This window comes from Streptomyces sp. NPDC057486 (assembly GCF_042802415.1).
Taxonomy (GTDB): domain Bacteria; phylum Actinomycetota; class Actinomycetes; order Streptomycetales; family Streptomycetaceae; genus Streptomyces; species Streptomyces yanii.
The window spans coordinates 1-21,670 of sequence record NZ_JBHVEE010000033.1 but is presented as its reverse complement, the minus strand read 5'-3'; the positions used below and the strand labels follow the sequence as shown (position 1 = coordinate 21,670).

Here is a 21,670-nt window from a genome sequence, read left to right as displayed (position 1 = left end):
ATGAATCCCTTCTCGCCGATGATGCCCACCGGATGGGCCCGGGTCTCGATGACGATGCCGGTCGACGTCGCGGCCTGGCGCTTCGCCCGCTCGCGCACCCGCGGCTGCCAGTCCTTGCGCACCTCGGCCACGAGCTTCGCCGCGAGGTCGGGGCGCGGGGTTTTGATCTGGTCCTTGAGATAACGCTCCACAGTGCGCTGGGAGATGCCCAGGCGCTGCGCGACGGTCCAGGTGGAGCCCTTCTCGTGCTTGACGAGGAACCGTATCTGGGCTCTGGCCGACTTCGGTATCGGGCGGGTCGCGGTCGCGGCCTTGTCGAGGCTGTCGCCGATGATGCCCACGGAGATTCTCCTGTCGCTGATCGTCCGTACGGGCCGCTGAGCGCCGATCTACACCCCAAACGACCGGGGAGGGGACTCCGAGGTGGATGATCGTCAGCGAGCAGTGCCCTCAGGGGTTTTGCGGGGCCGCTGGTCGTGATGCCCACGTCGGCGCGAAGACCTCAAGCCGGGATGCCCGATGCCGATCTGCGGGCATAACGAGGACAACCCCGCCGCGCCGAAGTGTGGCGGGAAGCTCACCTACCACCCGCGCAAGACGCTCATCCGCTGCGACACCTGCAGCCGTGCGTACGGGCCCACCGACCGGGCCCAGCTCGCGCTGCCGCTGGCCTCATCACCCTCCCGCTCACCTTCACGGCCGTCTAGGAGGCCCAAGTGATCTGCACCGAACCCCAGCCCGGCGATATCGGGCTGACCAGCATCACCGGCCCCGTCGGCCGGCTCATCCAGATCGGGCAGTGGCTCAACGGCGACGGCTTCGGCCCGTACGAGCACGCCTTCATCGTGCTGCCCGACGACCAGCTCATCGAGGCCGAGCCCGGCGGCGCCCAGGTCGCCCCGCTGTCCGAGTACGACGACCGCGAGGTGCTGTACGTTTCGCCGGCCGGGCTGACGTCGGCGCAGCGCGAGGCCATCGTCTCCTGCGCCCTCAAGTACCGCGACGTCCCGTACAGTTTCCTCGACTACGCGGCGCTCGCCGCGCACCGCTTCCACCTCCCGGTGCCCGGACTGCGCACCTATGTGGAGTCGACCGGGCACATGATCTGCTCCCAGCTGTGCGACCGGGCGTACATGGACGCTGGCATCCAACTCTTTGACGATGGGCGGTGGGAGGGCTACGTGACCCCCATGGATCTCTATGACCAGCTCGCCGACCCGACCCGATGAATACAGTGACCGGCCGACCCCACATCCACTGGTACGCCCAGGTGTTCGGCATCTACTACCGATGCTTCTGTGGGCACTGGGAGATGCGCCCGTGCGGCCCGGTGCTGTCGGGTAGGCCGGTCTCCCCGCGCGACTCCCAGGCATGACATCAGGCGTGCCAAGTGTGGGCGTACCCTTCGCGCAGCGGGCCACCGAACAGATCAAGAACATCCGCGACTGCGGCAGCCAACGATGCAGGGTCAGCCTTGTCGGCCACAGCCCGGTGGCCATCAAGCAAGGCTTTGCCGCGCAGCGGATCCGCGGTCAAGAGCCGGCGGGGCAGCCATTTACCGGTGCCCGTCCAGGCACCGTGGTAGTCGGTGAGGAGGTGTGTCGCCTCCCGCCGGGTGAAGTCGGCCAGGGACAACGGTTCGGCACCTCGCTGCGTCGTCGGAACGCCCGAATACATCCAGTATGAGGACGCTTCTCCGCCTTGCGATGCACCGCATCTGACGCCGCGCGCTGATCCACCAGGGATTACGGGACAGCCCTTAGGCTGGCCAGAAGCTGTCCGATACGGGGTTGGCTGAGGCCGGTGCGGGACACTGAAATCTGGTTGTTGGCCTTGATCGAGGGGGAGGCTCGTGGTCAAGCTCCGTGCTGAAGCGGCCCGGTGGGTGGATGACGAGCCGTTCCCGGGCATGGTGGAGATCCAGTTCACGGATGCGGAAGGGCGTCGGTGGTCGCTGGTCGACAAGGCTCCGGTCTTCGACGCCGAGGGCGTCCTGGGTCCGGACTCGGCCTATCCGCTGGAGATCGGTGTCGCCTGCGTGATAAGCGGATCAGTCGGGCTCCAGGAGGGTGACGAGCTCGTCACGATCTCCACCGCGCCCCACGATGTCACGACCACGGACGGGCGGGACGAGTTCACGGTGCGGCGCGACCAGCTCACCTGTTGAGGGCAAGCGTGAGCATGCGGCGGTGGAATTATCGCTATGTCGGACCGGCCGACTTGAAGACGCTTGTCCGACCAGGAGGCCAGGGCCGGAGCGTGCGCCGGCCGGCCGACTTCGGTGAGTGGGCCTCGACGCGGACGGTTGAAGAGTTGGCCGAGCCCTTCACCTTCGTTGTCGATGGGGACGGTGTCCTGCGGCTCGCGCCGCGTCGCAGTGAGCACGTGGTGTGTGCTGGTGGAGAAGCGGTCCTGAGCGCCGGTGAGATCAGCTTCCGTGAGGAGTCCGGGCGGTGGGCGGTCGACGAGATCAGCAACCAGTCGACCGGCTACTGCCCGGACGTCAACTCGTGGTCGGCCGTTGCCGAGGCCCTGGACCAGGCCGGGATCGTTCGTCCGTCCAGCTTCACGCACGAGGTGGTGTTCCGACGCTGCCCCGCCTGTCAGCAGCTCAACATCGTGCGCGAGGAGGACTTCGTCTGCGTCTTCTGCGACGCGGTCCTGCCGCGGGAGTGGAACGTGGACAGCCCTTAGGCGCTCGGCTTGCCGGTCGGGTCCTTGGGGCACTTGTTCGGTCGGTAGCTGGGGCCGCTCATGATGACCTGGTGGCTGGTGTTGATCAGCCGGTCCAGCAGCGACTCGGCGACGACGGGGTGGGGAAAGAGCGGATACCAGTCGCTGGGCGCCCGGTTGCTGGTGATGATCAGAGATCAGCCCTGCTGGTCAGGTGACGGGCTATGGAGCTCCTATGCGCAGAAATTCACCATAGATTCGCTGCAGCAGAACTGCATATTGATAATGGGCGTCGACAACTTCTCGTTCTTCGGTGGTCATGCCTTCGCCGAATCGTTCCAGGCGAGAGATGACCCCTTCAAGCAACCCCATGACGTCCGCCTGGCCCGGCCTGAATATCCCCTCGTCGACAAAAAGGATCACCTGGGTCACATGTTCGTCAGCGAGAGCTAGATCGGCATGAATGAGTGCAAGGTTCTCTCCTGCGCGCAACAGATTCTCGGAGCGGCGTAGACCAGGAAACGGCAAGCGTCGCCAGAGAGTGTAGTTCTCCATGAAATTCGACAACGACTCATCCTCTCATTGGTCGGCGACGCCAGCGCCTTCCAGGAACACGACCAAGTCGTAGTCACTGTAGGCGGTACCGAGAATCTCGTTCCGGCCGCTGCTGTGCACGGTGCCCCTCCGACCGCCCGACATGGAGGGCCGGTGCACGACGATCGACGCGCTGGTCACGCCACCCAGCGTGCCCGGGGCCTGTTCGGTGGGCGAGTCGACCCGGGCAACCAGATCCGCACACTCGTCGTCTCCGTCCCCGCCGAGGTCCGGGAACGACTGGGCAGCCTTCCCACCTACCAATTGATTGCGCAGCTAAGGGCTGTCCCGTAATCCCTGGTGGAACAGCGCGCGGCGTCAGATGCGGTGCATCGCAAGGCGGAGGAGCGTCCTCATACTGGGCGTATTCGGGTGTTCCGACAACGCAGCGAGGTGCCGTAGCCGGCGTCGTGCGCCCGCCAGGGATTACATGAGAGCCCTTAAGCTCAGCTCGAGAGGAGCACCGCGTCAGGAGCGTGGTGGGGCGAGTTGGGGCCTGACCTGCTGAATGCGGATGGGAGGTCGGCCGCACGCGCTCACGCGCGTAGCCTGACGATGAAGTTGAACATGTTCATTATTGCTGACAGGTGACAAGTACCTGCTCGACGACTGATCGAACCGCGGTCGTTCGTGGTGCTGAGACGGGCCGGATCGTGAAGACCGAGGGGCCTGCGGAGCGGGACTTGCCTTGGGGCCCTATCCCGGCATCCCTTGATCGCTGTGCTGCACCGTCTTGAGCACGGAAGCATACGTGCGAGAGACCCCGGCGCCCTTGAGGTGTCGGGGATGGCCAGGCACCGCCGAGGGGTTTTGACGCCTGGGGGCTTCTGGCCTTAGATCTTCACTTGTCGAACGTCTGGGCGCCCCACCGCCGGAGGCTCAACACATCTTGCCCGCCTTCGCCTTGCCTCTTGCTGGAGGCGACGTTCAGAGAACCGAGCACTCTTCATGCGCCTTCGCCGTACCGCTGCCGTTGCTGCCCTTTCGATCGCTCTGCTCCTTACTGCCTGCAGCAGCTCCGAGTACAGCGGCCCGGCAGACAGGCCCGCGGCCAGGCCCTCCCTGTCCGACGCCACCCTTGAGAAGCTCACCATGGTGGGGACCGTCGCCGGCCTCCGGGTGACCGAGCCTGCCGAGGACTTGCTTCCGGAGGGGGCGTACCGGGCCGACAAGGACGAGTGCCTACCCATTGCGCAGCTGGCCTTCACCGATACGCCGCGCCCCGCGACCGCCCGGGCCGTCCGCGAATTCTCGGGCCCTGGCGAGCTGAACTCCACCGTCGGGGCGCTGTGGGTGACTGTCCATGAGGGAGACGATGCCCGCTCGGCGCTCGACGATGTCCGCAAGGCGCTCACGGAGTGCTCGGGCAGCTTCAAGGTTCCCGGCGCCCCCATGATCTACCGCGACCTCGAACCGTCCCAGGCCCCGGATCTCGGGGACGAATCCGTCGGCTTCCGGTTCACCACCAGCCTCTCCAGCGTAAGCAGTCCCGCGACCTACGCCGTCGTCCGCACCGACCACATCCTCACCACGATGATGGTGATCACGGACACGCTTCCGCGGCCCCTGCTGGAGGCGCAGCTGGCGAAGCTCCCTGGCTGAGGAGGGCATACAAAGGGCGCACAACGCATCAGGGCCGGTATCCCGTGAAGGAAACCGGCTCTGAGCTCTGCTGCTTCAGCTGTCGGGGTGGCGGGATTTGAACCCACGACCTCTTCGTCCCGAAGCAACTTGGATGAGCGTCTGACCTTGGGCTGCTGCATCTCTCACCTGCGCCGATGGTCCGCAGGCGTCCGCGCTTGTCCGCCGCTGTCCGTCGGCGTTGTCACGCAGTTGGACACTCAGCGTCGGCCACTATTCGTGGGCTCGGAACTAGGTCGTCACCTCGTCGATCGCGGCGAGGATCAACTCAGGCACCGCGGCGAGGGCGCTGTCCAAAAGGTACTCGGTCGCTACAGCATCCTTGCTGCGGTTCTTGTCAGTCTGTGCAGTCCACTGGCCTGGCTGATAGCGCGCAGAGCACCGCCCACCAGGCCAACAGAGGGTGCATCACGCGGTCGTCACCGCCGAATCGCGCGTGGAACACTCGGGTGGATGGCGATGCCCTTGGTGGGTAAGATCCGGGAGTTTCAGCGGCCGCGAGTGCGCGGCGAGCGCATTTGCGAGACTGGGGGCACCACATGACGCAGCAAGGGACCATCACGATAGAGCGCATGGATGGATCGGCCGCAGTGCAGGCTGAGGATGCGTTCAAGCTGATCTACGCCGAAGCGTTCGCTGGGCCTCCTTACAACGAGACCGAGGACGACGTTGCTGCCGCCTTCCGCCGCTTCCCCGTACCGGCTCGCAACCGCACCTTTCGCGCTGCCTTGGCCCGTACCGAGGACGGCGAGCCGATCGGCATGGCGTACGGCTACCGGCTCGGGCCCGACACGGGGTGGTGGGACAAACTGACCGAGCCCGTGCGTGACGGCATGCGGCGCGAGGACGGGCACCGCACCTTCGGGCTCATGGAACTCGCCGTGCGCGGACCGTGGCGCGGACAGGGTGTTGCGCGGCGTCTGCACAAGACGCTGCTCGACGGCATCGGAGCTGAGCGGGTGCTGTTGAACGTCCACCCGGCGAGCAAGGCGGCGTCGGCCGCTTACCGGGCGTGGGGATACCGCAAGATCGGCGAGGCGCGGCCATGGGGCGAGGGCGCGGACCTCCATGACGTGATGCTGCTCGATCTGCGCTGAAGGCAGTCTGTGAACTCGTAGAACGAGGTGCCAGGCTGCGGTACAGCAGTGAAGCACAGCAACCCCATCGACCGACTTTGGACCGCCGTGGCTCCGGATGACCCTGACGAGGCCGGTTCGGACGTCGCTGACCGTTCTGCATAGAGCTACGGATCAGAAGGTCATTGATCAACTGGTGTGTGTCTGGACCGTTTCTCGGCCGTCCGATGCCGCTCACCAGCGGCTGACAACGACCAATGACGACAGGTCAGGCAACCACGATCAGGGCCTGGAGCTGCAAAAACGCAGGCCCCCAAGATCCCCGACAAGACCCAGGGCAAGAAGAAGCCGAGGCCACGACAGCAATCGACCGGCCAGAAAGTCTCGCGGCATCCACGATGGCGAGTAATCGTCAAGACTTGTGGATGGTGTGTTCTAGGATCTTTGGGATGAGCGACGAGCTTCTTCACCTCACGGTCCTGGGCTGCGCGACGCCCTACCCGAGCGTGGACAATCCGTGCTCCGGCTACCTGGTGTCGAGCGGGGACACCCGTATCTGGGTGGACGCGGGCAGCGGGACGCTCGGCCCGCTCCAACGTCATGTGCGGCTGGATGAGCTCGATGCGATCTGGATCTCGCATCTGCACGCCGATCACAGCGCGGACCTGCTCACCGCGTACTACGGCGCCCTGTACGCGGACATTCAGCTCGCAGCGCCGATCCCTCTCTACGGTCCGCCTGGAATCGCCGACCGGCTGGCCAATTTTCTCACCAACACTCCGGCTCGCAGCCCGATCGAATCCGCCTTCGCGGTAACCGAGTTGCACGACGGGCATCAGGCGGCCGTTGGCTCGCTCCGACTGACCAGCCGGGCCGTGTCGCACGGCATTCCGGCCTTCGCCGTGCGCATCGAGGCGGCGGGCAAGTCGCTGGTGTACTCCGGAGACACGGCACCGTGCCCGAGCCTCACGGACCTGGCCGAGGGATGCGACGTGCTGTTGTGCGAAGCCGAGAGCGCACAGGCACCAGTCGAGGGCGAACAGGTGCACCACACGCCCGAGGACGCCGGCGACACAGCCAGCACGGCCGGGGCGGGCCGACTGATCGTCACGCACGTCGGCCGCTTCCTCACGCCGCAGCAAGCAGTGGCACGTGCCGCGGCGCGGTTCGATGGTCCCGTCGACTACGCCGCCCCCGATGCCGCCTTCTCAATCGGCTAAGAGCTGTCCCGTAATCCCTGGTGGATCAGCGCGCGGCGTCAGATGCGGTGCATCGCCAGGCGGAGGACCGTCCTCATACTGGGCGTATTAGGGCGTTCCGACAACGCAGCGAGGTGCCGTAGCTGTCGTCGTGCGCCCGCCAGGGATTACGTGACAGCCCTTAGGCCGCGGCCGCCTCGGGGCGTTCGACAAGGCAGCCACGTTCGAAGCGGGCTCCGGCGCGGACGAGGGCGACGAGGCGGGGCACGTTCACGGCCCGCCACCGCTGCTGGGCGGACTCGACGAGCTTGAAGACCATGGCCAAGGCGGCGGTGCGGGAGCCGGCACCGCAGGTGACCTTGGTCCGCAGCCGGACCGTGGAGAAGGTCGACTCAATGGGGTTCGTGCTCCGCAGATGGATCCAGCGCTCCGCCGGAAAGTCGTAGAACGCCAGCAGTTCCTCCTGGTCGTCGGTGATCTTCTTGACCGCCTTGGGGAACTTCGCGCCGTACAGCTGGGCGAACGTCCTGACCGCCGCCTCGGCGTGGTCGCGGTCTTCGCGTTGTAGATGTCCTGGATGGCTTTCTTCGCGCCGGGCTGCGCCGACTTCGGCATGGAATCAAGGGCATTGGCCGTTTTGCGAACCCAGCATCTTTGCTCGCGGGTGTCGGGGAACACCTCGGCCAGGGCCTTCCAGAAGCCCAGGGCTCCGCCGCCGACCGCGAGGACCGGGGCGCGCATGCCGCGGCGGGCGCAGTCGCGCATCAGGTCGGCCCACGACTCGGCGGACTCGCGGTAGCCGTCCTTGAGCGCGACCAGCTCCTTGGAGCCGTCGGTGCGGACCCCGATGAGCACCAGGACGCACGCCTTGGCCTCCTCCAGGCGGACGTTGAGGTGGATGCCGTCGGCCCACACGTACACGTAGTCGACCTCGGACAAATCGCGGTCCATGAAGGCAGTGTGGTTGGCCTGCCACTGCGTCGTCAGCCGGGTGACCGTCGCCGCCGAGAGCCCGGCAGTGGAACCGAGGAACTGCTCCAGGGCAGGCACGAAGTCGCCGGAGGACAGGTCGTGGAGGTAGAGCAGCGGCAGTATCACCGTCCCCATAAAGGAGTTGACATCCATCACCAGATCATGCTCACCGGCGGCTACCCGGCGTCACCACCGACTACGTGCCAGACCCGAACGTCTTACAGTCCCTCGACTGTTGCCACGGTGCCCTGCTTCTTCTAGACGGTGTAGCTACCGCTCCTGTCGTTCGGCGCCAGGTCGGTTGCGGTGAGGTTCGGGTGTTCGTGGTCGGCTTCACGGCTCAGCCGGCTGGGCCACCAGACCGCGCGCCCGATGTCCCTGACGAGCGCGGGCACAAGGAGTGAGCGGACCACAATTGTGTCGAGCAGCACGCCGAAGGCGACGATGAAGGCGATCTGGGCCAGGAAGGCGAGTGGAATGACGATGAGGGCCGCGAATGTGGCCGCCAGAACCACTCCCGCCGATGTGATCACACCACCTGTGGCGATGAGCCCGCGGAGCATGCCCTCTCTGGTGCCCAGCCGCAGAGTTTCCTCGCGTACTCGGGACATGAGGAAGATGTTGTAGTCGACTCCCAGGGCGACGAGGAAGACGAATCCGTACAAGGGCACGGAGGCGTCCGTGCCGGAGAAGCCGAATCCGTGCTCGAAGACGAGTCCGGCGATCCCGAGGGTCGCCAGGTAGTTCAGGCCCACTGTTGCGACCAGCAGGACAGGCAGGAGCAGGGAGCGGAGCAGGACGATCAGGATCGCGAGGATGATCGCGAGAACGACGGGGATGATGAGGTTCTTGTCGTGCTCAGCGGTGCGCTGCGTGTCGTACTGCTGGGCCGTGTAGCCACCCACCAGTGTGCTCGGGTCGGTGGCGTGGACCTGGTCGCGCAGGTTCTGGACGGCCTTCTTGGCGGCATCGCTATCAGGGGCGTCGGCGAGAGTGGCGTCGATGCGGACTCGGCCGTCGACAACCAGCGGCTGTCCGTTCGGGGTGCTGGTGACCACCCGCGCGCTGGCCACTCCTGGCGTCCGGGATGCGGCCTTCTGCACCGCGTCCTGGTTGTCGGCGTCGGCGATGATGACCGCCGGCTGACCGGATCCGCCGGGGAAGTGCTTTCCCAACGTCTGTTGCGCGGCCACGGACGGGGCATCGTTGACGAATAGTTCATCGAGGGGCACTCCCTTCGACTGAAGGGCGGGAAAGAATGCCGCGCCGGCCAGGAGAAGTGCGGTGGTGATGATCCACAGCTGCCGGGGGCGGCTGTCAACCCAGTGGGCGGCGCGGCGCCAGATTCCGTGACCACCGGTTTCCGCGTCGGCTGACCTCGGCTTTGCGGGCCAGAAGGCGGCCTTGCCCATCAGGGCCAGGACCGCGGGGAGGAACGTGAGGGTCGTGAGGACGGCGCAGACCACACCGATCGCGCCGACCGGTCCCAGGGCCCTGTTGTTGGTCAGGTCGCTCAGGAGGAGTGCGAGCAGGCCGAGTGCGACGGTGGCTGCGCTGGCGGTGATGGCTCCGAACGATCCTCGGGTGGCAGCCCAGGCGGCTGCGGCTCGGTCGCTGGTGGTAGCGAGTTCTTCACGGAAGCGCGCTGTGAGGAGAAGTGCGTAGTCGGTGGCTGCGCCGATCACGAGGATGGACAGAATGCCCTGCACTTGGCCGTCCACGCGGACGATGTCGTTGTCGGCGAGCACGTAGACGATTGCACCGGCGACGCCGAGGGCAAAGACGGAGCTGATGATGATCAGGAAGGGGAGCAGAATGCTGCGGTAGACCAGCAGCAGGATGATGAGCACGGCTGCAAGGGCCACGCCCAGCAGAAGCCCGTCGATGCCTGCGAACGCTTCCCCCAGATCTCCCTGGGTCGCCGCGGGCCCGGCGAGCTGAGCCCGCGTGTCCGGTACCGCATCTGCTGCGACCTGGATCTTGTCGAGGACTTCGCCAAGATCCTCCCCGAGATCGGGGGACAGTGGCAGGACGCCCTGAAGTGCCTGGCCGTCCCCTGAACGGACTGCTGGGGAGGGGGCACCGTCTACGCCCTGTGCGCTCGCTAGTGACTGCAGTGCGACGGTAGCCGCCTTCTGCTGAGCCTGCGAGATGTCGCCGCCTTCGGTGGTAGTCCAGACGACGATGGCAGGCAGGGTCTCCTGCTGATTGAAGGCCTTCTGCTGCTCGATCACCTTCGTGGACTCGGCGTTCCGGGGCAGGAAGGCAGCCTGGTCGTTGGTGGAGACTTCTCCGAGCTTGCCCGCGTAGGAGCCGAATGCTCCCCCCATGCCGAGCCAGACGACCACGAGGACGAGAGGGACCAGCCAACGGACTGGTCGGCGCGCGCTGTTCATTGACTCCCTAACGGGGCGGGCAGTGCAGGTACCTCAAAGATTAACTATCTCAATGATTGAGTGACACTATACTTGGGGCATGCAGTCACCTTCACCAGCCGCCGACGACCAGGCCAGTGACCTGCTTGCCTACGCCGTTCTGTTGCGCACGCTCAACCGTGAGCTGAACCGCAGCACTCTGGACTTCGCGCATCAGCATGGACTGCACGCAACGGACATCCATGCCCTTGCTGTGATCATGGATTCATCGGCGGACCCTGGCGGGCCCGTCACTCCTTCGCATCTCAGAGAAGAGCTGCGTCTCACCTCAGGGGCAGTGACGGCCTGCCTCGACCGCCTGGAGCGCTCGGGGCACATCAGCCGCGTACGCGACAGCGCGGACCGCAGGGTCGTCCATCTCGTCTACAACGCTGACGCTCGTGCCCTTGCCCGTCAGTACTTCGCCCCGCTGGCACGAGCGACGCAGACCGCGCGCAGTCAGTTCACCGCGGACCAACTCACAACGATCGCCGCCTTCCTGGGCACACTCAATGCCGCACTGGCAGCTGAGCACGAGACGCAACCGTAAGGAGGTGTGAACTGCGGAGCGTGATCAACAGCCGCCTGGTGGTGACCATCGGTGACCCACTACCCGGCAGCCGCAACGACTGCCGGGCTTTCACCGAGTCCGGTGTCGACTGCTCTGGTCTGGTGTCCCGTCTTTTGGTTGGGATTCGGAGCTGGAGAGCGGTCGTTTTCGGGGTGTGGCTGGCGTGGCCTGGTGGTGTGTTCGGTTTGGTTGTTCGGGTGGTTGGCCTGCGGTCTTGTAGTTGGGTGGGAATGATCTCGGCCCTCCCGTGTGTGGTGGTGCGTCTATAAGCAGCTGCGCTTGCTACTGGCGCCGGTGGGTCTTTTGTGCTGGTCGGCTGCGTGTGGGTCAGGAAGGCGCGGAGCGGGTCGTTCGCGCTGGGGGTCAGGCGGGTGAGGCCGATGGCCGAGGTCATCGCGCTGGCCAAGCTCCACGGCACCGCCGAGGTTGACCGGGCCCGCTCTTACGGGCATGACAGCCCCAACGGGCCTCCATGCAGAGTTGGTCGACAACCTCGTCTCTGCCAAGAGGCCCGTTCTTTCGTGCACACCAACCGGCCAGCAAGATCGTTCGAGGCGTCCCCCGCCTGCCCCACCCACCGAACACGGTCCGGTTCACCACCACGCTCTCCGTGCGCCCCGACCTGACACGTTGACAACACCACGCACACCCCTAGACATCCGATCTATCCTTCGGCCAAGATGATCACGCCTCGATATACGGCGATGCGGCTATCCCTCCCTCTGCGAAAGAGCCGATGAATGAGTCGGGAGATCTCACCGTGATGAATGAATTCCAACCGCAGCGACGAAGGATCCTCAAGATCGGCAGTGCCCTCGCCCTTGCACCTGTGATCACTCAGCTGACTGGCGGCATCCCTGCGGCCCAGGCCTCCGCCATCACGGCACCCGGCGCTCCGGGGGCGCCCCTCAACCAGACGGCGGCCACCGCGCAACTTGCAGACTCCAAGGGCAAGCCCCTGCGTATGTGGTACACCACCCCGGTGTCTGACTGGGAGAACCAGGCGCTGGTGCAGGGCAACGGCACGACTGGCCTGATGGCATTCGGCAACCCCGGGCGAGACCGCCTCCACTTCAATGAGAAGACCCTGTGGAGAGGCGGGCCTGCAAATGGGCGCACCTACCTCGGTGGCAACAAGGCGACAGCGATCACGCCTGAGCAACTGAACAACTACCGCCTCGCTCTCGACAACAAGGCCACCAACGTCTTCGGCCTCCCGCCCACCGGCGCCGGCGGCGCCAACCCGCAACTCACCAGCCTGATGTTCGGCGACACAGGCGGAATGGGCATGTACCAGGACTTCGGTGACCTCTACCTGGACTTCAGCGCCACCGGCATCACCGACGCATCGGCATCGAACTACGTTCGCGACCTGGACATGAGCACCGCCGTCTCGACTGTGAACTTCGACCACGGCGGCGTGCACTACCAGCGTGAGTACTTCGTGAGCCATCCTGACCAGGTCGCCGTGGTGCGCCTGAGTGCCTCCGAGCCGGGCAAGCTCACTTTCACGATGTCGACGACGGCGGCGAGCGGACTGACCACCACTGCCACCGCGGATCCGAACGAGAAGCGGATCACCCTCGCCGGCCAGGTGAGCGACAACCAGATGCGGGCCGAGATGCAGCTCAAGCTGCAGAACGAGGGCGGAGCTGTCTCGAGCGGCGATGGCCGCACGCTGACGGTCACCGCCGCCGACACCGTCACGCTCGTCTACTCGACGGGCACGAACTACAAAAACGATTACCCGACGTACCGAGGCGAAGACCCGCACGGCAAACTCACGCAACGCGTGGACTCCGCCATCGCCAGCGGATACGGCGCCCTGCTCGATAGGCACCTGGCCGACTACCAGGAGCTCTTCTCGCGCGTGCAATTCGACGTAGGCGCATCCATACCCGACATCCCCACCGATCAGCTCATGAGGAGCTACCGCGCAGGATCCTACGATCTCGCAGTCGACCAGATGGCGTACCAGTTCGGTCGCTACCTCAGCATCGCCGGCTCGCGGATCGGCGACCTTCCCACAAACCTCTGCGGTCTGTGGATGATCGGCAGCGCGAGCGCCTTCTGGGGAGCGGACTACCACTTCAACGTCAACGTCCAGATGAACTACTGGCCGACGATGATCACCAACCTTGCCGAGACCCAGGTGCCGCTCAACGACTTCGTCGAGTCGCTCGTGGTTCCGGGTCGACTGACGGCTGAGCGGTCCGCAGCGGTGGAGACCGAGGACTTCGCACACGCGCCGCTCGGGACCGGCAAGGGATTTCTCATCAACACCCAGGTGAACCCGTTCGGGCACACCGCGCCGATCGGTTCGCAGGAGTACGGCTGGAACATCGGCGGATCGTCGTGGGTGATGCAGAACCTCTACGACTACTACCTCTTCACCGGCGACGAGACCTTCCTGCGCGACACCGCGTACCCCATGCTCAAGGAGATGGCCGCGTTCTGGAACGAGTACCTCTGGTACAGCCCGTACCAGAAGCGACTTACCGTGGCACCGAGCGTCTCAGCCGAGCAGGGCCCGACAGCCGTCGGAACCGCATACGACCAGTCCCTGGTGTGGGAGCTCTACCGCATGGCGATCGAGGCCTCCGAGAAACTCGGGGTCGACGCGGACCTGCGCGCGGTGTGGCAGGACAAGCAGTCGCAGCTCAACCCGATCCTGATCGGGCAACAGGGTCAGGTGAAGGAGTGGTTCGAGGAGACCACCCTCGGCAAGGCCCAGGCCGGCGATCTCCCCGAGGTGGGCATCTGGAACTTCGGTGCCGGTGGCAGCGCCAACCAAGGCTCTGTGCACCGCCACACATCGCAGCTCGTCGGACTCTTCCCCGGCACGCTGATCAGCAAGGACACGCCCGAGTGGATGGATGCTGCCATCAAGTCGCTCGAGCAGCGCAGCCTCAACGGCACGGGTTGGTCCAAGGCTATGAAGATCAACATGTACGCCAGGACCGGCCTCGCCGAGGACACCTACTCCATGGTGCGCGCGATGCTTGCCGGGAACCGGAACGGCCTGATGGACAATCTGCTGGACTCCCACCCGCCGTTCCAGATCGATGGCAACTTCGGGCTGACCGCAGGCATGACCGAGATGCTGGTGCAAAGCCAGCTCGGCTACACCCAGTTCCTCCCGGCACTCCCCATTGCGTGGAAGGACGGGAGCGTCGACGGCCTCGTCGCGCGCGGAAACTTCGTCTTGGACATGAAGTGGGAAAATGGCGCCGCCACGGAGTTCCGGGTGATGGCTCGCAACGGCGGCACGTTCGTCGGTGACTACCCGGGCATTGTGCAGACTACGGTAAAGGACGCGGACGGCAACCTCGTGGCCACAAAAGCCAACGGCGCCGACGAGATCTCGTTCGACACGACCAAGGGGCAGACCTACACGATCGCCTTCGAGCCCGTAGGTGTTGGGTTCGCCAACGTCTCCTGGCACGTCGATCGCGCCGAGACCGTCGGGGAGCTCGCGAGCTCCGCCGCGGAACAGGTTCGGCAGCACATCGCGCAGGCAGAGCGCCTTGCCCAACCGCCCGCGTCGAACCGTGCGGTCACCGCGCAGCTCGACAATGCGGCACGAAAGGGGAAGGCGAGTACGAAGTTGGTGGAGGCACTCAATGCGCTAGCAGCCACATTCCGCTGAATCACCGAGGCGTGTGCCCGGCGACGCCGGTTGCCGGGCACACGCCCAGCTTGCTAAGACTTGTCCCGTAAGTGATGGTCGAGGCAGGTTGGTCATGACCGGCCCGAAGCCCGCTGCGACGAAGGTCCAGTGGCAGGATGGCGGCTTCGACCATCTTGAGAGGCCATCCTCGTGCCCACGCCTGCCGACTACCTCGCACTGGCACGTGCCGAGAGAGACAGCTTGGTCCTCCAGCGTCTCGCGAAATGTCCGTACCCTTTCGTCTGGCAAGCCCTGGCCGCCAATCCCCACACCCCGCCCGAAGCCCTCCAGGAACTGAGCGCGGCCCGCGACAGCGTATGGAACGACAACAAGCTTCTTCGCCTGCTGGCAGACCATCCCAGTGCAAACCCTGTCGTTCTTCGAGCTGTCCTTGAAGCTGTTGCAGCGAAGCTCGATGAGGGCGAGCGGCCCTACGCCGCCGTACTCGCTCTCGCCGACCGGCTGGAGCTCGAGGTGGATGAGGTGAGGAGGCTCGGAACCCTTCGTGGAGCCTCTGCTCGTCTACGCCATCAGCTTGACCTGCGGCTGAGCGTCCGCATCTGAGGCGCCTCCTCTGGTCACGAGTGAGATGATCTTGTTGTGGCTGGTGTGATCACGGCGTCTGAGCCGTCTTGGACAGCCCCGTTCACCGGGCTGAGCCCGCGTTCGTGCGGCAAGCTGGTGACCGCTCTGCGCCGCGAGGGTGCAGATCCGGTCCGCAAGGGCCGCCCGTGGTCTCTTCTCCTGGAGGACCGGGTGCTGCTCGTAGCGGCCTACTGGCGCACGAACGTGACAATGCGCAACTCGCACCGCTCTTCGGCGTATCGAAATCCGCGGCCGACCGCATCATCGACCAGCTCGGCCCGTCACTCGCGCTGCAGCCCCGCAAGCGGTTCGCCAAGGACACCGTACTCATCGTGGACGGCACCTTGGTGCCCACTCGCGACCACACGGTCGCAGAGCAGTCCAAGAACTACCGATACTCCACCAACCACCAGGTCGTCATCGACGCCGATACCCGGCTCGTCGTGGTGGTCGGCCGGCCCCTGCCAGGCAACCGCAACGACTGCAAGGCATCGGAGGAGTCCGGCGCGAAGGCTGCCGTCGGCACAACCATGACCATCGCCGACGACGGCTATCCGGGCACCGGGCTCGTGATGCCCCACCGACGACGCAAAGGCGAAGAACTGCCCGACTGGAAACAGGCCCACAACAAGTCCCACAAGCAGGTCCGCGCCCGCGTCCCGGTGCAGATGTCGCAATCCACACCAGGCCAGAAGGCCCTCACCCATTTCAAGATCAATCAGCCGTGAACCCTGTCACCAACCTCCGTGGACAGAACATCTAGGGCTGGCTGGAGCGGCCCTTCGACGGCTTGGCTTTGGCGCTCGGCATGCCGTGGCCTTTCCCGGTCTTGTTCGCCTTCTTCGGCGACGAGGTGGCCGTGTCTGCTGAGCCCGTCAACTGGGCGCAGTAGGCCGCCACGTGCTGTTTGCCGCCTGCAGCACGGATGAGACGCTGCCATGCCGTGGCGTCCAGGGCGTGTCCACGGTTCTTGACCCTCTCGTAGGCACGGCAGTGCGCCTCGACGTCCTTCGTCGTTCCGGGGTGTCGGGAGGGGGTGGTCGGTGCCGTGCTGGGCCCGGAGGAAGGAGAGCTCTGCTCGCGGGGCGTGTGTGCCGGCGGAGTGCTGTGGCTGGTGCCGGTCTTGGGAGTGTCGTGCTGCCGCGTGTCCACCACGCCGATGGAGGCGAAGGCGATGCCGCCCAGCAGGGAGCTCGTCACGAGGGCGACCGCTCCGCCGCGCGCCCAGCGGTGCTTCTGGGGCCTCGGGCGCCAGTCGTCGCGGCGCCGGGTGCTCAGGGTCCGATCGCGTGCCTTGCGCGCGCTTTGGAATGCGGCGATGGCGGCCTGCTCCGCGGTGTCGTCCACGGGCTGCTGCCGCAGGGCCGCGCTGATCCGTTCGGCCGTCCTTTCGGGGGTGAATGGGTCGTCAAGGTCGTTCGCGGGGCCGACGTCCTGAGGTGTTCCAGGGGGCGGGGTGGCGTCGCGCCGACGGGCCTCGCCGCTCAACCGCTCATCCCCGTTTCGATCGGTGCTCATCTCGGTTCCCCCAGGGGCCGTGGCACATGATGTGTCAGATCGTCAGGGCGGAGCAGACGGGCAAGGCTCCTCAAACCGCGGCGGGCCAGCATCCGTACGACAGGGCGGGGCCTGCCCATCACTTGGGCGGCTGCGCGTTCGTCCAGGCGTACGGCATGACGCAGAAGGACCGCCTCGGCTTGGGCGCGGGGCAGCCGGGCGACCAGGGCCTGGGCCGTCTCGGCGGAAAGCGTTGCTCCGGGCAGGGTGTGGGCGATGTTGTCCACGGTCGGCGGCGTCCCGGGGCTTCCCGGAGAACCGGGCGCTGCCCCGTGAAGCCGGAAGTGGCCCAGCGCGTGACGCCGGGCAATACTCGCCGCCCAACCGCGGAATCCATGCCCGTCGCCGCGAAAGCGTGGTAGCTCGCATGCGATCTCCCGCCAGGCAGCGGCGGCGATGCCTTCGGCGTCCTCGCCCGCGATCCCGCGCAGGTAGCTGAGCAGACCCGGTTGGACCAGCCGGTACAGCACGACGAAGGCGGCCTCGTCACCGTCCTGGGCCCGAACGACCGCCGTACTCAGCGCGGGATCATCGGCCGACACGCGCTGAGCATGCCCTCCTCGTCCCACGATCCGTCCCCCCACCGGCCAACCAACGCCCCCGGAGCGTACGACAGGTCGCATCGGCATCCCAAATACTCGGTGGCCACTCCACACAACGATCACGGACACCGATCATGCGAGTGGGATGTTGTCCTTCGCTCCGCCCTGCTGCCGGCGACGGGTGCAGGGGCAGACCCGTCACAGGGGAAACGAGCCTGTCCCTTGACTTGACCTCCCGGCACAGCTGGCAGATCCGCCGGTGCTCGGGCAACTGGCCGGTCAGTCCTCCGGGTTCCGCCGTGGTGTGCACCAACGCCTCGATGGCCAGGGCATACCGTGCCCGGGTCCGGCCGCGGGTCATGGCATAGGGGCGCACCAACGGGCTGTGGCCACCGCCCGCCCGTATCGCGTGGCCAGGCTGCCCCTGTTCCCGGGACTGTTCACGCCGCCCGTCCTGTCCTGGAGATCAGGGTTTCGGTGGGGCGCCTGTTCACCGGCCCAGTCGTCGTGTCGCCACGGCGGCATCAACGCGGCCCGGCTGCGTTCTTGGACAAGGAGGACGCGGAGTGGACCGGCGTCCACGGCGCAGTCCCCGGCCGGCCGTGGGCAGCGCCAAGCCCAGTCGGCAGAGGCTGTCTGTGCCCGCTGTGGTTGCTGCAACGCCTTGTCATCGAATGCGGGGTTGTACGGCGGATGAGGCTCACTGGAGGTCACTTTCTGTTTCTGAACTGGAGGGAGGGCCCTCCGGAGGGGCCCGACCGGTGAACCGAGCACGGATCAGGCGGTGAAGTCCTGCCGCTGTCTCTGTGGCTCCGACTGGACTGCTTCCGGCCCGATCAGTGCTGCCGCCTGGTGAAGCGCCTGTTGGGACGCGCGGTGGGCTTCTGCCAGAACGTCGCCGCATTCGCGTACCAGGCCCTCATAGATGGGCAGGTGATCGTCTCGGTCTGGGTTTCGTGTCACAGTGCCGGTCCTTCCGCTGCGGCTGGGCCACCTGACACAGCCTCAGGGCGGGGTTGCTGCGCGATCATCAGGGAGTCCCTGTGTCGGCGCGCTGCGGCCAGTACGAGGGGTCATGGGCGCTGCGACAGCGCCAAGTCATTGCTCCGCTGCCCGCGTACGACGGTGCGGGCAGCTGTCCGTACTCGGACGGATAAGAAGTTGCGAAGAGATAGCGAACGCCGCTGGTCCCCCGACCCGGATGAGAGCCGAACTGGTTCATGCCTGGTTCAGTCGCGCAGCGATTCCATGACCGATCAGCATATACATCACGGCCGGCAGGCCGTAATTGAGGATAATTCGCAGACCTTCTGTGTCCATCGTGAAAATGTCCTGTGACCACCAGGCCAGCAAGTCGGCCGCTCCGTGCACAAACGCGACGAAGACATTGGCTTGGTTGGCGCCCAGCAGATACAGCAGGACCCACAGGGCAAGGCAGCCGGCGGCAATATCGGCGATCGTGCGCACAGCCAGAGCTACCCGCCGAGGGGCGCCTTGGCGGTGGACGGAGCGGGGTGAGCCGCCTTGGTGCTGGTCATAGGCCTGGTATCCGGGAACCGGGTCAGTACTGCTCACAAGAAATCCAATCTGACGCATTGCGTTCGGCGGGGAGAGCGCCCTCTCAGAGGAACATGGGCCTTCTCGGGCGCACGGGTCGTTTGCCCGCTCCCTGTATATGTCTGCGCCATCCCAGTGCCGTTGCGTTACACGTGCGCTGCGATATCCAAAATATGCTTACCTATTCCGGCACTTACCCAAATGTTCGTGCGCATGCTCACTTTTGCGGATGGTCAAGAAGGCTTCCGAACGTCACCGTCACCTGGCAACTGCTGCTGTCGACAAGCACCTCACCCGAGATCCAGTACCTTCTGCCGGACGCGGCTGCTGGACCGCCATGCGGTGCGCTGGAGGCTGCTTGCTTCGGGGACGGTGAGCTTGCCGGAGGTTGAGGACCGGAGTCTGGCGATCAGCCTGGCTCCATCGACGGGAGCACGCTCAGCCTGCTCGGCACGGCAAGCAGGCTCATGCTGACCACGGGCACGAGTGTTCAGATGACACGGGCGAGGCCCGAGCCGTACATGCGCGGCCAGGCTGGGGTGATGGGTGTGTTGATGTACGGGTTCAGGCTGTAGGCCGTGGCTGTCCCCCAAGTTTGTTGTGTGGAACAGTCATTGTGTGATCTGCGCGTGTGAATTGCGTGAGCAGCCTGCTGGCTTCGTGCAGATCATGTGACGGATCCAGTTACCCGTGGGTCACCCGTGACACTTCCGTCGTATCAACCGCTGATGAGAGTGCCCCCCGAGTGGGGTCAGGCGCCTGCTCTTCGTGGGGGAGGTACGCGGGCGCCATCGTGCAGGGGCAGACCCGTTTCCCCCCCGTGACAGGTCTGCCCCTGCTCGCAAGAGCCCGGCCTGGGCGCTCGACCGACACGTGGCAGGTGCACCCAAGATGGATGGCAGGTGCCCGGCCTGGTGGGAGGGGGTGACGCGGTGGGTGGTGTGCGGGAGTTGGCCGTGCCCTTCGTGGTGCCGGGGCCTTGCGGCGGCGATCGCCTGGTCCTCGGCGGCGACCGCGGCGGCCCGACGGTGCCGCGCTTCGGCTACCGGACCGAGCACGGGCTCGAGTTCGGGCACCACCGTCTTCAGGACGATCAAGTCCGCGGGGGCCCCGACGGCTTAGGCGACGAGACCGCGCGCCAGGTCCTCCGTACTTTCAAGTGTGCGGCACTGGGTGTGGAGGTTGAGGTGGGGAATGTCGATGGCCCACCACCGGCCGATGCGGCGCAGGAGGACTTGGAATTCGTCGCGGGGACTCATGGGCTCTGCCTCCTCTCCTTCCCGTCGGCCGGGACTATTGCTCACAGACTGGCATACGGCCCGCGAACCTCGAGAATCGTTCGACCGGGAACGGACCGGGTGCAGGCGTGGTCAGCTGAGGCACAGTCCGAGTAGACAGACGTCCGTCGGCGACGTCGGCACCCGTGCGGGGCGGGTCTGGGACGTGCCCGAGTCCGTGCCGTTAGCGGGCGTGGGCGTCGACGGCTGTTGCGCCGTTGTATCGGGGCGGTCGGGAGCCGTGTCTCCGGCGGAGGGGGCGGTGCTGTGCGGCTGCAAGGTCGGCGTCGCGGCCGGGCGGCCAGGCGCGGCGGCCTCCGGCCGGTCGATCGGCGGCGTCGTACGCGGCGAGACCACGAGCGCCTGCTCTCGCGGGGCGTTAGTCCTCGCCGGCGGCTGCGGCTTGGAAGCGGCGTGTGACGACCGGTGAGTACGCTGACTGGTTGCTGGCGCGGAAGACGAACGATTCTGCTCGGGCGTCTGCTCCTCCACGGCACCGATGCTCGGGTCGTCCGGTGCCACGGCCGCCTCGACCCGGTCGGCGGAGGTCCCGTCCATCATGGCGATGGTCAGGCCGCCTCCGACGAGTGCGAAAGCACTGGCGACCGCCGCCCGGCGCTTGTTCTTCTTCCAGCGGACCAGCTGGCGCCGACGTGCCGCACGCCCCTGCCGCACAGGCGGCAAGTCCTCGACATCGGCGGCAACATGCGGGGCCACGCTCGTGGAATCGCTGGACTCCGCCTCGGCGTCGAGGAGCATGTCATGCCACGTTTCGGTGGTCGCAGTGTCCCGGTGAGCCGTTGTGGCCGGTGCGGTGCTTGCCATCGCCGGGGCCGACTCGCTGTAGCCGCCGCCGGCGGGCGGGGCGATGTCCGGGGCGTAGGCGCCGCACCCCGGGCACACCAGGGCGCCATTGAGATGCCGACGGCATGAGGAGCAGTAATCCATCAGCAGTCTTCCGGTCTTCCTGGTTCGACGCGCCGTCGGCCCACCTGGGCCACAGCCTGGTCACGTTCGCACATGTAATCGAGCAACCAGTAACGCTAACAAGGCTTTCGAAACACTGTGTGCAGCATGTGTGATGCTCCTGCGCGGATTCCTTATGTGGTGACGGGATAGGTGGACGTAACCGCGCCGAGTCCACCTACGGCGGCGACCCGTGCTACTCCGGCTAACCAGCCGCAGAGGCTCCGGCCGAGGGCCGCTTCCTCGGCGGGACGTGTCGGTGGGGCGCCCTTGGTCACAGTCCGCAGGAGCCGCGGTCGAGGTGGAAGTACCGGGCGTTGGCCCAGCGGCACAGCCGGATACCGACGACGACGCCGACGATGGTGACCAGGGCAGG

At 66.1% G+C, this 21,670-nt stretch carries 21 protein-coding genes and 5 pseudogenes; 13 read left to right on the top strand and 13 right to left on the bottom strand.

Annotated features, from left to right (window positions below):
- Positions 1-35: 35 nt before the first annotated feature.
- Positions 36-290: pseudogene (gene tpg, locus ACFU6I_RS17710) on the bottom strand (telomere-protecting terminal protein Tpg); the annotation flags it as partial.
- On the opposite strand from tpg, the gene ACFU6I_RS17705 reads away from it, so the two are divergent.
- The 3 genes from ACFU6I_RS17705 to ACFU6I_RS17695 all read left to right on the top strand — a co-directional run bounded on the left by ACFU6I_RS17705 (position 250) and on the right by ACFU6I_RS17695 (position 1,375).
- Positions 250-381, top strand: a complete 132-nt coding sequence (locus ACFU6I_RS17705; protein ID WP_384367296.1) for a hypothetical protein — start codon at positions 250-252, stop codon at positions 379-381. The pseudogene tpg and the gene ACFU6I_RS17705 overlap by 41 nt on opposite strands.
- A gap of 335 nt (positions 382-716) precedes the next feature.
- Entirely contained in the window at positions 717-1,229 is a 513-nt protein-coding gene (locus tag ACFU6I_RS17700) for a hypothetical protein (protein WP_384367162.1), read from the top strand.
- A gap of 5 nt (positions 1,230-1,234) precedes the next feature.
- A complete protein-coding gene (locus ACFU6I_RS17695) occupies positions 1,235-1,375 on the top strand; it encodes a hypothetical protein (protein WP_384367159.1) in 141 nt (46 codons plus the stop codon).
- 2 nt (positions 1,376-1,377) lie between these two features.
- Here the strand turns inward: ACFU6I_RS17695 and ACFU6I_RS17690 are convergent, their stop codons facing one another.
- A complete protein-coding gene (locus ACFU6I_RS17690) occupies positions 1,378-1,635 on the bottom strand; it encodes a hypothetical protein (protein ID WP_384367156.1) in 258 nt (85 codons plus the stop codon).
- Between the two features lie 217 nt (positions 1,636-1,852).
- On the opposite strand from ACFU6I_RS17690, the gene ACFU6I_RS17685 reads away from it, so the two are divergent.
- Positions 1,853-2,167: a hypothetical protein gene (locus tag ACFU6I_RS17685; protein ID WP_384367153.1), complete on the top strand. Its 315-nt coding sequence runs from the start codon at positions 1,853-1,855 to the stop codon at positions 2,165-2,167.
- A gap of 14 nt (positions 2,168-2,181) precedes the next feature.
- Positions 2,182-2,694, top strand: coding sequence for a hypothetical protein (locus ACFU6I_RS17680; protein ID WP_384367291.1), 513 nt, complete (start codon positions 2,182-2,184; stop codon positions 2,692-2,694).
- On the opposite strand, the gene ACFU6I_RS17675 is transcribed toward ACFU6I_RS17680, so the two are convergent.
- From ACFU6I_RS17675 to ACFU6I_RS17665, 3 genes are read right to left on the bottom strand one after another with little or no spacing between them, the layout of a single operon-like run.
- On the bottom strand, positions 2,691-2,861 hold the full coding sequence (locus ACFU6I_RS17675) for an ATP-binding protein (protein ID WP_384367288.1): 171 nt from the start codon (positions 2,859-2,861) through the stop codon (positions 2,691-2,693). The genes ACFU6I_RS17680 and ACFU6I_RS17675 overlap by 4 nt on opposite strands.
- A 34-nt stretch (positions 2,862-2,895) precedes the next feature.
- Complete coding sequence (locus ACFU6I_RS17670) at positions 2,896-3,240, bottom strand: hypothetical protein (RefSeq protein ID WP_384367150.1); 345 nt, start codon at positions 3,238-3,240, stop codon at positions 2,896-2,898.
- Between the two features lie 12 nt (positions 3,241-3,252).
- A complete protein-coding gene (locus tag ACFU6I_RS17665) occupies positions 3,253-3,408 on the bottom strand; it encodes a hypothetical protein (RefSeq protein WP_384367147.1) in 156 nt (51 codons plus the stop codon).
- Positions 3,409-4,215: 807 nt separating this feature from the next.
- Between ACFU6I_RS17665 and ACFU6I_RS17660 the strand changes: the two genes are divergently transcribed.
- The 3 genes from ACFU6I_RS17660 (at position 4,216) to ACFU6I_RS17650 (ending at position 7,204) form a co-directional block, all read left to right on the top strand.
- Entirely contained in the window at positions 4,216-4,869 is a 654-nt protein-coding gene (locus tag ACFU6I_RS17660) for a hypothetical protein (RefSeq protein ID WP_384367144.1), read from the top strand.
- A 611-nt stretch (positions 4,870-5,480) separates the two neighbouring features.
- Positions 5,481-6,005, top strand: coding sequence for a GNAT family N-acetyltransferase (locus ACFU6I_RS17655; protein WP_384367141.1), 525 nt, complete (start codon positions 5,481-5,483; stop codon positions 6,003-6,005).
- Between the two features lie 428 nt (positions 6,006-6,433).
- A complete protein-coding gene (locus ACFU6I_RS17650; RefSeq protein ID WP_384367138.1) occupies positions 6,434-7,204 on the top strand; it encodes an MBL fold metallo-hydrolase in 771 nt (256 codons plus the stop codon).
- A gap of 160 nt (positions 7,205-7,364) precedes the next feature.
- Here ACFU6I_RS17650 and ACFU6I_RS17645 read toward each other — a convergent pair.
- Together ACFU6I_RS17645 and ACFU6I_RS17640 are read right to left on the bottom strand one after the other, a co-directional pair.
- Positions 7,365-8,284 (bottom strand): annotated as a pseudogene (locus tag ACFU6I_RS17645) (IS256 family transposase); the annotation flags it as partial.
- A gap of 128 nt (positions 8,285-8,412) precedes the next feature.
- Positions 8,413-10,551, bottom strand: a complete 2,139-nt coding sequence (locus ACFU6I_RS17640) for an MMPL family transporter (protein ID WP_384367135.1) — start codon at positions 10,549-10,551, stop codon at positions 8,413-8,415.
- Positions 10,552-10,630: 79 nt separating this feature from the next.
- Between ACFU6I_RS17640 and ACFU6I_RS17635 the strand changes: the two genes are divergently transcribed.
- The 5 genes and pseudogenes from ACFU6I_RS17635 to ACFU6I_RS17615 form a co-directional block, all read left to right on the top strand.
- Positions 10,631-11,119, top strand: a complete 489-nt coding sequence (locus ACFU6I_RS17635) for a MarR family winged helix-turn-helix transcriptional regulator (RefSeq protein ID WP_384367132.1) — start codon at positions 10,631-10,633, stop codon at positions 11,117-11,119.
- 26 nt (positions 11,120-11,145) lie between these two features.
- Positions 11,146-11,238, top strand: a pseudogene (locus ACFU6I_RS17630) (IS5/IS1182 family transposase); the annotation flags it as partial.
- A 665-nt stretch (positions 11,239-11,903) separates the two neighbouring features.
- Entirely contained in the window at positions 11,904-14,789 is a 2,886-nt protein-coding gene (locus ACFU6I_RS17625) for a glycoside hydrolase N-terminal domain-containing protein (protein WP_384367129.1), read from the top strand.
- A 171-nt stretch (positions 14,790-14,960) separates the two neighbouring features.
- Positions 14,961-15,374 (top strand): hypothetical protein, encoded by a 414-nt coding sequence (locus ACFU6I_RS17620; protein WP_384367126.1) that lies wholly within the window; start codon positions 14,961-14,963, stop codon positions 15,372-15,374.
- Between the two features lie 36 nt (positions 15,375-15,410).
- Positions 15,411-16,054 (top strand): annotated as a pseudogene (locus ACFU6I_RS17615) (transposase family protein); the annotation flags it as partial.
- A 100-nt stretch (positions 16,055-16,154) separates the two neighbouring features.
- On the opposite strand, the gene ACFU6I_RS17610 reads toward ACFU6I_RS17615, so the two are convergent.
- The 6 genes and pseudogenes from ACFU6I_RS17610 to ACFU6I_RS17585 form a co-directional block, all read right to left on the bottom strand.
- Positions 16,155-16,913, bottom strand: a complete 759-nt coding sequence (locus ACFU6I_RS17610; RefSeq protein ID WP_384367123.1) for a hypothetical protein — start codon at positions 16,911-16,913, stop codon at positions 16,155-16,157.
- On the bottom strand, positions 16,910-17,521 hold the full coding sequence (locus ACFU6I_RS17605) for an RNA polymerase sigma factor (RefSeq protein WP_384367120.1): 612 nt from the start codon (positions 17,519-17,521) through the stop codon (positions 16,910-16,912). The genes ACFU6I_RS17610 and ACFU6I_RS17605 overlap by 4 nt, the downstream gene beginning before the upstream one ends.
- Positions 17,522-17,717: 196 nt before the next feature.
- Positions 17,718-17,894, bottom strand: a pseudogene (locus tag ACFU6I_RS17600) (DUF742 domain-containing protein); the annotation flags it as partial.
- An 818-nt stretch (positions 17,895-18,712) separates the two neighbouring features.
- Positions 18,713-19,069, bottom strand: a complete 357-nt coding sequence (locus tag ACFU6I_RS17595; RefSeq protein WP_384367117.1) for a hypothetical protein — start codon at positions 19,067-19,069, stop codon at positions 18,713-18,715.
- Positions 19,070-20,169: 1,100 nt separating this feature from the next.
- Complete coding sequence (locus ACFU6I_RS17590; RefSeq protein WP_384367114.1) at positions 20,170-20,310, bottom strand: hypothetical protein; 141 nt, start codon at positions 20,308-20,310, stop codon at positions 20,170-20,172.
- 111 nt (positions 20,311-20,421) lie between these two features.
- Positions 20,422-21,087 (bottom strand): hypothetical protein, encoded by a 666-nt coding sequence (locus tag ACFU6I_RS17585; protein WP_384367111.1) that lies wholly within the window; start codon positions 21,085-21,087, stop codon positions 20,422-20,424.
- Between the last annotated feature and the right edge of the window lie 583 nt (positions 21,088-21,670).

What these genes read in the sequence shown, in the direction of transcription:
- ACFU6I_RS17590 (WP_384367114.1), bottom strand. Translation starts at nt 20,310, where the DNA reads ATGAGTCCCCGCGACGAATTCCAAGTCCTCCTGCGCCGCATCGGCCGG.
- ACFU6I_RS17660 (WP_384367144.1), top strand. Translation starts at nt 4,216, where the DNA reads ATGCGCCTTCGCCGTACCGCTGCCGTTGCTGCCCTTTCGATCGCTCTG.
- ACFU6I_RS17640 (WP_384367135.1), bottom strand. Translation starts at nt 10,551, where the DNA reads ATGAACAGCGCGCGCCGACCAGTCCGTTGGCTGGTCCCTCTCGTCCTC.
- ACFU6I_RS17610 (WP_384367123.1), bottom strand. Translation starts at nt 16,913, where the DNA reads ATGAGCACCGATCGAAACGGGGATGAGCGGTTGAGCGGCGAGGCCCGT.
- ACFU6I_RS17655 (WP_384367141.1), top strand. Translation starts at nt 5,481, where the DNA reads ATGGATGGATCGGCCGCAGTGCAGGCTGAGGATGCGTTCAAGCTGATC.
- ACFU6I_RS17585 (WP_384367111.1), bottom strand. Translation starts at nt 21,087, where the DNA reads ATGCTCCTCGACGCCGAGGCGGAGTCCAGCGATTCCACGAGCGTGGCC.
- ACFU6I_RS17625 (WP_384367129.1), top strand. Translation starts at nt 11,904, where the DNA reads ATGAATGAATTCCAACCGCAGCGACGAAGGATCCTCAAGATCGGCAGT.
- ACFU6I_RS17680 (WP_384367291.1), top strand. Translation starts at nt 2,182, where the DNA reads ATGCGGCGGTGGAATTATCGCTATGTCGGACCGGCCGACTTGAAGACG.
- ACFU6I_RS17650 (WP_384367138.1), top strand. Translation starts at nt 6,434, where the DNA reads ATGAGCGACGAGCTTCTTCACCTCACGGTCCTGGGCTGCGCGACGCCC.
- ACFU6I_RS17635 (WP_384367132.1), top strand. Translation starts at nt 10,631, where the DNA reads ATGCAGTCACCTTCACCAGCCGCCGACGACCAGGCCAGTGACCTGCTT.